The sequence below is a fragment of the Pedobacter sp. MC2016-14 genome (assembly GCF_020991475.1).
In the GTDB taxonomy this organism is placed as follows: Bacteria; Bacteroidota; Bacteroidia; order Sphingobacteriales; family Sphingobacteriaceae; genus Pedobacter.
Map to the genome: position 1 here is coordinate 71345 of NZ_JAJMPA010000002.1, position 12595 is coordinate 83939.

The window sequence follows — 12595 nt, forward strand, 5'->3', positions numbered from 1 at the left end:
ATTGGATTAAAAAGCTATTTTTGCATTTTACAAGATATTCGTCTATTATAATGAGCATTTCTACTAAATACGACCCAGCATCAACCGAAGATAAATGGTACAGCTACTGGCTGGACAAAAAATTCTTTCATTCTGAGCCTGACGAGCGTGAGCCCTATACCATAGTGATTCCACCACCAAATGTTACGGGTGTGTTGCATATGGGGCACATGTTAAACAATACCATTCAGGATGTATTGATACGCCGCGCACGTATGCAGGGAAAAAATGCCTGCTGGGTTCCGGGCACTGATCACGCTTCTATTGCTACCGAAGCAAAGGTGGTGGCTATGCTTAAAGAGCGCGGAATCAGCAAAACCGACTTGACCCGGGAAGAGTTTTTAGCTTATGCATGGGAGTGGAAAGAGAAATACGGGGGTATCATCTTAGATCAGCTTAAAAAACTTGGTGCTAGCTGCGATTGGGACCGTACGCGTTTTACCATGGAAGAAGACCTTTCTGAAGCAGTAATAGACAGCTTTATACACCTTTATAAAAAAGGAAGGATTTACCGCGGTATCCGGATGATCAATTGGGACCCCGCAGGTAAAACGGCTGTGTCTGATGAAGAAGTGATCCGTAAGGAAGTAAACCAGAAACTATATTACATTAAATATACCATTGCAGGTAGTACAGCTGCAGAATCGCAGTTTTTAACGATTGCCACTACCCGTCCGGAAACGATAATGGCGGATGCGGCAATTTGCGTCAATCCTAACGACGAACGTTATGCGCATTTAAAGGGTAAGAAAGTGTATGTTCCCCTGATTAACCGGGAAATACCAGTGATACAGGATGAATATGTAACGATGGATTTTGGTACAGGTTGTTTAAAAGTAACTCCTGCTCATGATTTAAACGATTATGAACTAGGTGTTAAACATAAACTCCCGGTAATTGACATCCTGAATGATGACGGAACTTTAAATGAACTAGCGGTAATTCTGGTTGGGGAAGACCGCTTTGCTGCGCGGAAAAAAATTGCCGTATTGCTGGATGAAGCCGGACACCTGGAAAAAGTTGAAGATTATACTTCGCAGGTTGGTTTCTCTGAACGTACCAATGCGGCTATTGAGCCTAAACTTTCTTTACAATGGTTTTGTAAGATGGATGAAATGGCAAAGCCTGCTTTGGCAGACGTATTGAATGGTGATGTAAAACTGATTCCGGAGAAATTTATCAATACCTACCGCCACTGGATGGAAAATGTGCGCGATTGGAATATTAGTCGCCAGTTATGGTGGGGCCAGCAAATTCCCGCATGGTATGACAATGAGGGCAATTGGGTAGTGGCTAAGACGAAAGAAGAGGCACTAACAGAATTTTTAAAACTCAAAGATATTGATGGGGTATTTACCGAGGTAGAAGCCCTTGGTTTCAAAAACCAGTTGTCTCCTTTTGTAAAACAAGATCCGGATGTAATGGATACCTGGTTTTCTTCATGGTTATGGCCGATATCTGTATTTGATGGCTTTAAAAATCCTGATAATCCTGATATTAACTATTACTACCCGACAAATGATCTGGTAACTGCTCCTGAAATTTTGTTTTTCTGGGTAGCCCGTATGATTATGGCCGGTCATGAGTTTAGGGGGCAAAAGCCTTTTACCAATGTATATTTAACAGGAATTGTAAGGGATAAATTAGGCCGTAAGATGTCTAAATCTTTAGGTAATTCTCCTGATCCAATAGACCTGATTGAAAAATATGGTGCTGATGCGGTGCGTGTAGGCATGTTGATGTCGTCGCCTGCGGGTAACGACCTCATGTTTGATGAAAGCTATTGCGAGCAGGGACGTAATTTTGCGAATAAGATTTGGAACGCTTTTAGACTGGTAAAAGGTTGGGAAGTTGACGAAACGTTGGAAAACCCAAATGCGCAAGCCATTAGCTGGTTTGAAAATCGTTTTAACAGTGCATTGGCGGAGATTGAAGCAGATTTTAAACAGTATCGCCTGTCTGAAGCGCTCATGTCTACCTACAAATTGGTGTGGGACGATTTCTGCGCCTGGTACCTGGAAATGGTTAAGCCTGCTTATCAGCAACCTATAGATGCGGCTTCGCTTAAAGCTACTGTAGCCTTTTTTGAGCGCGTATTAAAAATCCTTCATCCTTTTATGCCCTTCTTAACAGAGGAATTATGGCATGACGAGATCTTTGGCGAACGTGGTGAAATGGATTGTATCATTGTGGCTTCATACCCTGTAGTTGCCGAACCGGATGCTGTTTTGTTAAAAGAAGCAGAAGTAGTTAAAGGTGTGGTGGCAGAAGTTAGAAGCGTAAGGAACACCAAACAGATTCCATTGAAAGATGCCTTACCTCTTGCGGTAAAAGTAAACTCTGAGCTGAATTACCAAAACTGGCTTAACATCATTACCAAACTGGCAAACATTGCTGAAGTTACTTTTGTGAATGATAAAATTGCAGGTGCCGCGGCATTTATGGTGGGTACGGATGAGTTTTTTATACAGTTGAACGAAACGATAGACGTAGCAGCAGAACTGGTACGCTTAAATGCAGATTTAGTTTACCTGCAGGGTTTCCTGAAATCGGTAGATGCGAAACTGAGCAACGAACGGTTTGTACAGAATGCTAAACCTGAAATTATCCAGAACGAACGCAACAAAAAGGCCGACGCGGAAGGTAAGATTAAAATTATTGAAGAGAGTCTTTTAATATTACAAGGCTAATCATAATGCACTATACAATGGAAGTTCCTCTACAAAGAGGAATTTTTCATTGGTATGGTCTATCTGTGCATAACAATGTCTTAAACCATTAGTAACTACCAGCCAGCGTGTTTTATGTACAGAATTATACCGGGCGGCCTGATCAAAGGTTGCCTGAGTAATCTTTATTTTTGGGGCTTTGCATTCAATGACCATAATTCTTTCTCCCTTTGCGTTAAAGATCACGATATCGGTCCTTTTTTGGAGTTTGTTTAAACTCAGGCCACCTTCAACCTGGATAAGTGCTTTTGGAAACTTTTTTACCCTGATGAGGTATTGGATAAAGTGCTGGCGCACCCACTCTTCTGGAGTGAGTACCAGGTGCTTTTTCCTGATTTCGTCAAAGATATAGTGTTGATCTTCCTTCAGGGTAATCCTGAAAGCATGCTCTGGAAGGTTAAGAGGTGTGGGAATAAATGCCATTTGTGCAAAAATAACCTTTAATAATTAGTTTTTAGCGGTTACATTTGGATAATTATATGACTGCTTCAGATATTATAAAAGACATTAAAGCAAGGAAGTTTAAGCCTGTTTATTTATTGCATGGCGAAGAGCCCTACTACATTGATCAGATTATTCATTACATGGAAGAGCATGTTTTGAATGACATGGAAAAGGGATTTAACCAAACGGTGCTGTATGGAAAGGATGCGGATATGGCTATGATCTTGAATGCCGCAAAACGTTATCCAATGATGTCAGACTACCAGTTGATTATTGTTAAAGAAGCCCAGGACTTAAAGTGGTCAAAAGAAGTAGAAGGCAGTAGTAAGGAGGCCGAGTTTGTGCAGAGTTATTTCGAGAACCCACTTAGTTCTACCATTCTGGTGCTCGGTTTTAAATATGCCAATTTTGACAAGCGTAAAAAAATCTTTAAGTCGATCTCTAAATCAGGATTGGTATTTCAGTCAGATCCTGTTCGGGATTATAAACTTGCCGGATGGATAGAAGATTTAGTGAAAGAGAAAGGTGCCAAAATAGCTCCTCAGGCTGCGGCCCTAATGGCAGAGTATTTGGGGACTGATCTCTCCAAAATTTCCAATGAATTGGAAAAACTGATGCTGAATGTATCCAGAGAAACCACTATAGATACAGATCATATTCAGAAAAATATAGGGATTAGTAAAGAATACAATGTGTTTGAGCTGCAAAAGGCATTGGCATCACGTAATGTGCTCAAATGCAATCAAATTGTGAACTATTTTGCAGATAACCCGAAAGCCAATCCCATGGTGATGGTAATGGCTAACCTCAATGCCTATTTTACAAAGGTCTTAAAATACCACTATTTGCAAAATAAGCACGACGCTGCTAAGGAACTGGGTATAAATCCTTACTTTATCAAAGATTATGAAAGTGCTGCCAGGAGCTATAATTTGCCTAAAACATTTGATATTATCAGTCTGCTTAGGGAGTACGATTTGAAGAGTAAAGGGGTAGACAGTACAGGCAATATAAGTGATGGCGAATTGCTAAAAGAACTGCTCTTTAAAATGATTCATTAATGTAACTGTAAAGTTATGTTAATGAGTATTGTTGATGCATAACTCTGTATATATTTGCGCGTCATAAACTAACCGACAAATTCATATAGATGAAAGCAACCGTTTTATTCTCATTGCTGGCTCTAACTGCTGTTTCGTATGCCGAGGCACAGAATAAGCCAAAAACTCCACCACAAACCCCACCAACCAAGACTCCGGTGGCCGTAACTGATACCACAAAAAAAGCCGGGCCTGGCCGTCCGCTAATGCCAGGAGCAAAAGCAGAACCAAAACCGTATGCTACGGTAATTACCGACAAAGCCATTACGCGCAGGGGAATGATTACTACCCACAAATTAGAAGACAAGTTCTTTTTTGAAATTGCTGATTCTACTTTAGGCAGGGACATTCTTGTGGTAAGCAGGATTTCTAAAGCAGGTGCAGAAGTACGTTCAGCATCGGGCTATGCAGGAGACCAAATTGGTAGTAGTGTAATCCGTTTTGAAAAAGGGCCTAACAACAGGATCTTTATGCGTAAACTGTCTTTCAGGACTTACGGACCAGACAGTACTGCTTCCATGTACCGCTCATTGCAAAACTCAAATATTCAGGCTATTGCCGCAGCCTTTAACATCGCGGCTTATACTGCAGATAAAAAAGGTAGCGTTATTGATATTACTGATTTCATCAATAGTGATAATGATATTTTCTATTTTTCAGGCTCTTCAAAAGGTCAATACAAAATTGGCGGTTTTCAGTCAGATAAAAGTTATGTAAACAATGTGCGTAGCTTTCCTAAAAACGTAGAAATTACCACAACCAGAACCTATACTACAGCCGGTGGAGCTACTGGTCCGGGTGCACCTATGGGCGGTGGCGGTGGTGGTGGTACTACCACTATGGAATTGAACACGTCATTGGTAATTTTACCAAAAGTGCCAATGAAGCCACGTTATTTCGATCCTCGTGTAGGCTACTTCACTGTTGGCTATACAGATTTTGATGCCAATCCTCAAGGTGTAAAAGAAGTACAGTTGGTGAAACGCTGGAGGTTAGAGCCTAAACCAGCAGATATGGCAAAATACAAAAGGGGAGAACTGGTAGAGCCGGTAAAACCAATTGTATTTTACATTGATCCTGCTACGCCTAAAAAATGGGTACCTTACTTAATGGCGGGTATTAATGACTGGAAAAAAGCCTTTGAGAAAGCTGGGTTTAAAAATGCGATTATTGCAAAGGTTGCCCCAACGGCTGCCCAGGATTCTACCTGGAGCCTGGATGATGCAATGCACTCTGCTATCGTTTACAAACCGTCGGAAATTGCGAATGCAAGCGGACCAAGTATATCTGATCCACGCAGTGGAGAAATCATCGAAAGTCACATCAACTGGTACCATAACGTAATGAAACTGGTTCATGATTGGTATATGATCCAGGCTTCTGCAATTGACCCAAGAGCCCGCAAAATGGCTTTCAGTGATGAGCTGATGGGTGATTTAATTCGTTTTGTGTCTTCACATGAAGTGGGTCACACTTTAGGTCTGCGTCATAACTATGGTTCAAGTTCAACTGTTCCGGTTGAAATGCTAAGAAATAAGGCCTTTGTAGAGGCTAATGGTCATACGCCATCTATCATGGATTATGCACGTTTTAATTATGTGGCGCAACCGGAAGATCATATTTCTTCTAAAGGAATCTATCCAAGAATTGGAGATTACGATTTGTGGGCAATTGAGTGGGGCTATAAATTTATGCCTGAATACAAGACTGCCGCTGCGGAAGTACCAGCTTTAAATAAAATGACCGTAGAAAGCGCTAAAAATAAACGTTTATGGTTCGGTACAGAAACTAATCCTGATGATCCACGCTCTCAAAATGAAGATTTGGGCGATAATGCAATGCTTGCCAGTACTTATGGGATTAAAAACCTTAAAGTAATTGTTGCCAAACTGCCTGAATGGACCAAATCTGCAAATGAAGGTTATGAAGATTTAGAAACCATGTATGGACAATTGACTTCACAATTGGGCCGTTACATGGGACACGTTTCTAAAAATATAGGTGGGGTCACAGAAACTCCAAAAACTATAGAGCAGCCAGGAACTGTTTATGCACGTACGCCTGCTGCTACTCAGAAAGAAGCGATGACATTTTTAGATGTTAACCTGTTTACCACGCCAACCTGGTTGTTAGATAAAACTACTCTAGATAATATAGGCAAAGACCCTATTCAGGTAGTTAATGGCTTACAGGCTCCTGTATTAAATAAATTGCTAAGTTCAAGTACTTTGGGTAAATTGATCAGTGCAGAGGCTACTGATGGTGAATCTGCTTACAAAGTAACAGACTTTTTTACGGATTTACAGGGAAGTATTTTCACTGAACTGAAAAGCAATTCAGCTATTGATGTATACCGCAGAAACCTGCAAAAATCATATGTAGATAAACTGATTGCATTAGTTAATCCTCCTGCTGCACCAGCTGCTCCCGCTATGGGAATGCCACAAATGGGAGGCCGCTCTGCTGGAGCTGCACCTGGTGATATTGCTTCTGTAGCTAAAGCGCAATTACGTGAGTTAGCTGCGGCTGTTAAAGCAGCGGTACCTCAGGCCTCAGGCATGAGTAAGTATCACTTGCAGGATTTAGCCGAGCGCATTGATATGGCTTTAAATCCTAAAGGATAACCGATATTAAATAACTGATATTTACAGGGCGCCGCATTTGCGGTGCCCTTTTTTGTTTGCATATTTTTGCCGAATTTTGCAGCATGAACTACTTTTTGGTAAAATCAGAACCTTTTAAATACAGTTGGGAAAAGTTTAATGAAGATAAGCGTACGTTTTGGGATGGTGTGCGTAATTACCAGGCCAGAAATAACATTAAATTGATGCAGGAAGGTGATTTGGTGCTTTTTTACCACAGTAACGAAGGCAAATGCGTAGTGGGCGTGGCTAAAGTAGTAAAGGAATTTTATCAGGACCCTACTACCTCAGATCCAAATTGGGTTGTGGTAGATCTTGTACCTGTAGAAACATTAAAAAATCCTGTTACCCTTGAGCAAATCAAGGCAGAAGAAAGTTTAAAAGACATTTCGCTGGTGCGTCAGGGACGCTTGTCGGTAATGCAGTTAAAAGCTACAGAATTTGACAAAATCCTTGAAATGGGAAGTTAAATTTTGCTTTATACTGACATTTATTAAACAAAATTTGGTATGCGGTTGTTTATTCCTATATTAGGATAAATTATTTGCATATGAAGTTACTGGTTTGTGTAGTCATCGCCTCTCTTTTTAGTTGTGTTAGCATTAATGCAATAGGTCAGGTTAAGCCTTACATAGCGGTAGTTAATACTGGTAGTAATACCTTTAAAGGTGTGCTTTATGATGTTACTGATCATGGAATTTCTGTAAAAGGTGATACCTCATGTGTTTTCTTTAGTGCCTGTGACATCAAAACCATTAAATTAAAAGTCATTACCGGACGTACCAAATACAAGAAATACCTTACTTACGATCCTTATTACGAAAAGAATTACAGGACTGTTTCCAATAAAATGGTGGCTGTTCGTAAATGGGGAGAAAAAGACCACACCATTGAAGAAGAGTTGAGCTGTAGGATTTTATCAGGTTTTTTAAACTCTGCCCTTAATGGATTAGCGGCTCCTATTAATATGATGAACGGTAGTTCCATTTTTAATGTGAATTACGATCAAAAGAATTATTCCAGAGAAATGCAGAGTTTGGCCAGCCATTCTGTGATGTTTCAAAAAAATCCAGAAACTGCCCAGGAAGTGCAGCAGCTAAAATTTGTCTCTACAAACTAGTCAACGCTGCTTTTTTATTCCTTTTGCTGGCCAGCAGGCCAATGCTCATGATAAGGCTGGAACCCAGTACAACCATAAATAAAAATGATGTACCTACCTGAGGGATTTTAAGTGCGTTTGGCAGGTTAAAATAAAGCAGGATACTGATTAGTCCGCGTGGCGCAATAAAGATCTCATTTCCGCTGTTTTCTTTTCTGAATAATTTAAGATAAGTAAATCTCAATGCAAATATGGTCAATAGAATAATCAGTCCGTTGGCAATTACTATACCATCATTTAGCGCTTTGATGTTCATTGTAAATCCAAAAATTACAAAAAAGAAGGTCCGGATGATAAATGCACTTTCTGCAGAAAGCTGATGCAGCTGCGAAAGATCATTAGACAGATTTTTATAAATAAAAATGCTTCTAAAATAAGCATGCTCTATGGCGTCTGCATTGTTTAAAAATAGGCCAAAAGATAGGATGAGTACTAATGAGGAGAGGTGATAAGATTGCCCAATTGCATATATCAGGATCAGGATGGAGATGATCAGAAAAAATTTAATATGGTGAGAGAGTTTGCCCATCAGGTACATGAGCAATATGCAGGATATTGCGGATAATACGATAATTAATGAGGTACTTAAAGCAAGGCCTGTAAATGAAGATATAGAGAGATGTGGATTTGAGACTGCAAAATTGAAAAGAATGATGCCGAGGATGTCAGAAAAAGAAGATTCATAAATGATAAATTCCTTTCTTTTTCCGCCCAGCACGGCAGCCGATGGTATTGCTATTGCAGAGCTGATGACACTGAAAGGGATGGCATTGGTAAAACATATATATAGATCCTGTCCGGTAATTTTATAGATGATAAAGGTAATTACAGAAACTGTAGCAATGAGAATAAAAAGTGCGGACAAAAACGCGCCTTTTATCAGTTTATTCTTGTCTCTTTCATATTTGAGTTCCAGGGCACCTTCAAAAACGATCAGGATCAAGCCGACGGTGCCAAGGGCAGGAAGGATTTTCAAAAAATCAAAGGTATGCAGGTGCAGTTCATCTACCAGTAAGCGAAGGCCAATGCCTAAAATTAACAACAGCAGTACTGAGGGGAGCTTGGTTTTACTGGCAACCAGGTCAAACAGGTAAGAGAATATGACCAGACCACTCAGTATAATTAGTGTAGTGTATGTAGTCATGTAACATTATTCTTTAAAAAACAGCGCCTTAAGCTCTTTCGCATCATTCGGTAACATTTTTCCTGCCAATACTAAACGGAGTTGTCTGCGCCTTAAAGCACCTGCGTATTGTTCTATTTCTTCTTCAGTTTCGGGTACAAGTTCTGGAACCGGGATAGTAAGCCCGTTAGAATCCAGTGCTACAAAGGTGTAATAAGCTTCGTTAGATCGCATCCTGGTGCCCGAAGGGATATTCTCTGCCCAAACGTCTAATCTAACTTCTACAGAGGTGTTAAACGCACGCGTTACTTTCGCTTCTATTGTAATTACATCACCCAGCTTTATAGGATGTTTAAAAGATACATTATCTACAGATGCTGTAACTACAATTCTATTGCAGTGTTTCTGAGCAGATATTGCAGCGGCTATATCCATCCAGTGTAATAACCTGCCACCCATTAAGTTATTTAAGGTATTGGTATCGTTGGGTAGTACCAGTTCATTCATGATCGTGAATGATACTTGTGGAGATTTCACTTTTATGCTCATATAACCGTAAAAGTAAACAAAAATGAAGGAATTGCGTTATATAGCCTATGATCAATCAAACTCTGCTTCAGTTTTTCCACTGGTATTATAACGACGAAGAAAAATTATGGAAAAAGGCAGCTAAAGAGGCTGCACACTTAAAAGAAATTGGTATTACGGGCGTTTGGTTGCCTCCTGCATATAAATCTACTGAGGGAGATAACAGTACCGGATACGATTGTTACGATTTATATGACCTGGGCGAGTTTGATCAAAAAGGAACTGTGCCTACAAAATATGGGACTAAAGATGATTACGTCAATGCCATAAAGGTACTTCAGGAAAATGAAGTAGCTGTATTGGCAGATGTGGTATTTAATCACAAAGCAGGAGGGGATGAACTGGAGGAAGTGCATGTAAAACGTGTAAATCCGGATAATCGTCTTGAATATACCTCAGATGAATTTACCATAAAAGCCTGGACTAAATTTACCTTTCCTGGAAGGAATGGTAAGTATTCTACTTTTATATGGGACAAGAGTTGTTTTAGCGGCATTGACTGGGCAGAGGATTTGCAGGAGACAGCGGTGTTTTCTATTCAAAATGAATATGGAGAGGGTTTTGAAGAAGTTCCCTCACAGGAAATGGGTAACTATGATTACCTGATGTTTAATGACATAGAATTTAGAAATGAGGCCGTACGTGAGGAACTGAAGAGATGGGGGGAGTGGTATTTTGAAACCTGCGGAATGGCGGGCTTTAGGATGGACGCCGTAAAGCATATTGATCCTGCATTTCTAAATGAATGGATAGACCATATGCGTGGTCATTTCGATAAGGATTTCTTTGTGATCGGTGAAAATTGGGAATTGAATGACATTGAAAATTTAAGGCGTTATGTAGACCAGACCGAAGGCCGGATGCAGCTGTTTGATTCGATGTTACATCACAATTTCTATCAGGCTGCCTTACAAGGATCTGATTATGATCTGAGTAAAATTCTTGAAAATACGCTGATTGAATCTCATCCTCATTTAGCCATTACCTTTGTAGATAATCACGACTCACAACCTTTGCAATCCCTTGAGGCATATGTTGACTTTTGGTTCAGGCCCCTGGCTTATGCGTTAATCCTTTTTCGCGAACAAGGCATTCCTTGTCTATTTTATTCCGATTTATACGGGGCTAAATATGTAGATACAACTGCAGATGGCAATCCGGTTGATGTAGAATTGGTATATCTTGATAAACTGGAGTTAATGAGTACCATCAGGAGAGATCTCGCATATGGAATTCAAACCGATTATCTTGATCATCCAAATTGTATTGGCTGGACAAGAACCGGGGATGAAGAACATCAGGATTCTGGCTTAGCAGTAGTAATGAGTAACGGAGAAGCCGGGAATAAAAATATGGAAGTGGGTAAAGGACATGCCGGAAAAGTTTTTGTGGATGTGGTTGGCGGTCACGAATCAGAGATCACCATAGATGAAGAAGGGCGCGCAGAATTTTATTGCAATCCCGGAAGTGTATCTGTATGGATTAGAAAAAAAGACTAATTGCGAACTAAGGTGCCTATATTGGTATAGCCAATTAGCTCATCCCATCGGCTACCAGGTTTACGGAAATAAACGAAAATCTGGTAGGCGTTTTCAGTTTCAAAAAAGGAACCTTCCAGTGCGGTATCGTCAATTTTTCCTGTTTTATTGTCTCTCCAAACGTATTTGTAATCATATACACCTTGTTTTAACAATAAGTTTCCGTAAAATCGCTTTTTAGAAGGTTGCCAATTTAATTTATTGCTTTCGGTTAAGTTATAATTGTTAAACCGGCCAACAACATATACATCCCCATCTGCTCCTGGTGCGTTAGCACCCAATGTAAACAGCACATGGGCATAATCGCTTTCTGTATCGTTATCCCTGCCGTCCTGATTACGGATAAAAAAGTTTCCATTCTCATCAAATTGGCTGGTGTATTTTCCTGAGTTTCCGCTAATGTCATTAAACAGGATTACGTTTACAGTACTGTCCATGATAATATTCTGAACATTTTGAGCCTTGTAACGAAAGCTACGCGTGTCAAACTTTCTAAACTGATTTCCGGCACGAAAATCATTTGTGTTTAAATCATTGTACACTAAAGTGCCTGGCTTAATAAAAGATGGTCTGGTGTTGGTAATGGCTGTCTGCGGAATGCCGTTTTGCATCACAATAGCCTTAATATCAGTGTATGGGTTTTGTATAGGGTTGGGATGGAAAATAGAAAAATTAATTTTCTGATTCAGATTTCTATCCGGTACCTGATTGCTGGGGACAACTTCTGCGCCAATGGTAACGGTATTTTCAACCACATAAAAACGCTGAGATACTACAGGTTTTTTTAGGTTGCCGTCCAGGTAAACCTTTAATAAGTAGTTGCCCGAGATCTTAATCTTAAGCTGATCGTTAGGCAAGCTAAGTGCATAGTGGGTATATTTTTGAAGTGTATTAGAAGAGTATTGGTAATCCACAATACGATCGTCTGTCATACCCTCTAAATAATCAAGAGGGGATAAACGAGATGACTTCCAGTCGGAAGTACAATGCTCCACTGTGTACCAATAATTTTTGCTGCCACCATTCAAATCATCAAAAGAAAACTTAATCTGTTCGGCAGATTTTAAAGTGATGACGGGCATGGATTGCTCTTTTTGTGAATTATAACACTGTACAGTTTGTATTTGAGCAAGATAAATTTGGTTATCATACACAAAACCCTGTTGTGCAGTAGCTTTGTTAAAAGCCAGGCTAAGTAAAGTCAACAAAAAAAGCAATCCTGCCGTTTTCATA

10 protein-coding genes are annotated in these 12595 nt (G+C 40.0%); 6 read left to right on the forward strand and 4 right to left on the reverse strand.

Annotated elements, in window-relative coordinates; genetic code table 11:
* Positions 1–50: 50 nt before the first annotated feature.
* Positions 51–2729: a valine--tRNA ligase gene (locus LPB86_RS12780; protein ID WP_230644507.1), complete on the forward strand. Its 2679-nt coding sequence runs from the start codon at positions 51–53 to the stop codon at positions 2727–2729.
* Here the strand turns inward: LPB86_RS12780 and LPB86_RS12785 are convergent, their stop codons facing one another.
* Positions 2730–3191, reverse strand: a complete 462-nt coding sequence (locus tag LPB86_RS12785; protein WP_230644509.1) for a type I restriction enzyme HsdR N-terminal domain-containing protein — start codon at positions 3189–3191, stop codon at positions 2730–2732.
* Between the two features lie 56 nt (positions 3192–3247).
* Here LPB86_RS12785 and holA point away from each other — a divergent pair, with 56 nt between their 5' ends.
* From holA to LPB86_RS12805, 4 genes are all read left to right on the forward strand, one after another.
* Positions 3248–4273 carry a DNA polymerase III subunit delta gene (holA, locus tag LPB86_RS12790; protein WP_230644512.1) on the forward strand — a complete coding sequence of 342 codons (1026 nt, stop codon included), beginning with the start codon at positions 3248–3250 and terminating at the stop codon, positions 4271–4273.
* 89 nt (positions 4274–4362) lie between these two features.
* Positions 4363–6936, forward strand: coding sequence for a zinc-dependent metalloprotease (locus tag LPB86_RS12795; RefSeq protein WP_230644514.1), 2574 nt, complete (start codon positions 4363–4365; stop codon positions 6934–6936).
* Positions 6937–7019: 83 nt separating this feature from the next.
* Positions 7020–7424, forward strand: coding sequence for an EVE domain-containing protein (locus tag LPB86_RS12800; RefSeq protein WP_230644516.1), 405 nt, complete (start codon positions 7020–7022; stop codon positions 7422–7424).
* Between the two features lie 80 nt (positions 7425–7504).
* On the forward strand, positions 7505–8074 hold the full coding sequence (locus LPB86_RS12805) for an SHI family protein (protein ID WP_230644518.1): 570 nt from the start codon (positions 7505–7507) through the stop codon (positions 8072–8074).
* Here the strand turns inward: LPB86_RS12805 and LPB86_RS12810 are convergent.
* Both LPB86_RS12810 and LPB86_RS12815 read right to left on the reverse strand, forming a co-directional pair.
* Positions 8064–9257, reverse strand: a complete 1194-nt coding sequence (locus LPB86_RS12810; protein ID WP_230644520.1) for a sodium:proton antiporter — start codon at positions 9255–9257, stop codon at positions 8064–8066. The two genes, LPB86_RS12805 and LPB86_RS12810, sit on opposite strands and share 11 nt — an antisense overlap.
* 6 nt (positions 9258–9263) lie before the next feature.
* Positions 9264–9785, reverse strand: a complete 522-nt coding sequence (locus tag LPB86_RS12815) for an acyl-CoA thioesterase (protein WP_230644522.1) — start codon at positions 9783–9785, stop codon at positions 9264–9266.
* 47 nt (positions 9786–9832) lie between these two features.
* Here LPB86_RS12815 and LPB86_RS12820 point away from each other — a divergent pair, with 47 nt between their 5' ends.
* The gene (locus LPB86_RS12820) at positions 9833–11323 is read left to right on the forward strand and encodes an alpha-amylase (RefSeq protein ID WP_230644524.1); all 1491 of its coding nucleotides are present in this window, start codon (positions 9833–9835) and stop codon (positions 11321–11323) included.
* Here the strand turns inward: LPB86_RS12820 and LPB86_RS12825 are convergent.
* On the reverse strand, positions 11320–12594 hold the full coding sequence (locus LPB86_RS12825; RefSeq protein WP_230644526.1) for a DUF5103 domain-containing protein: 1275 nt from the start codon (positions 12592–12594) through the stop codon (positions 11320–11322). The genes LPB86_RS12820 and LPB86_RS12825 overlap by 4 nt on opposite strands.
* Between the last annotated feature and the right edge of the window lies 1 nt (position 12595).

Coding starts and splice junctions, on each gene's coding strand:
- LPB86_RS12820 (WP_230644524.1), top strand. CDS start 9,833: ATGATCAATCAAACTCTGCTTCAGTTTTTCCACTGGTATTATAACGAC.
- LPB86_RS12815 (WP_230644522.1), bottom strand. CDS start 9,785: ATGAGCATAAAAGTGAAATCTCCACAAGTATCATTCACGATCATGAAT.
- LPB86_RS12825 (WP_230644526.1), bottom strand. CDS start 12,594: ATGAAAACGGCAGGATTGCTTTTTTTGTTGACTTTACTTAGCCTGGCT.
- LPB86_RS12795 (WP_230644514.1), top strand. CDS start 4,363: ATGAAAGCAACCGTTTTATTCTCATTGCTGGCTCTAACTGCTGTTTCG.
- LPB86_RS12810 (WP_230644520.1), bottom strand. CDS start 9,257: ATGACTACATACACTACACTAATTATACTGAGTGGTCTGGTCATATTC.
- LPB86_RS12780 (WP_230644507.1), top strand. CDS start 51: ATGAGCATTTCTACTAAATACGACCCAGCATCAACCGAAGATAAATGG.
- LPB86_RS12785 (WP_230644509.1), bottom strand. CDS start 3,191: ATGGCATTTATTCCCACACCTCTTAACCTTCCAGAGCATGCTTTCAGG.
- LPB86_RS12805 (WP_230644518.1), top strand. CDS start 7,505: ATGAAGTTACTGGTTTGTGTAGTCATCGCCTCTCTTTTTAGTTGTGTT.
- LPB86_RS12800 (WP_230644516.1), top strand. CDS start 7,020: ATGAACTACTTTTTGGTAAAATCAGAACCTTTTAAATACAGTTGGGAA.
- holA (WP_230644512.1), top strand. CDS start 3,248: ATGACTGCTTCAGATATTATAAAAGACATTAAAGCAAGGAAGTTTAAG.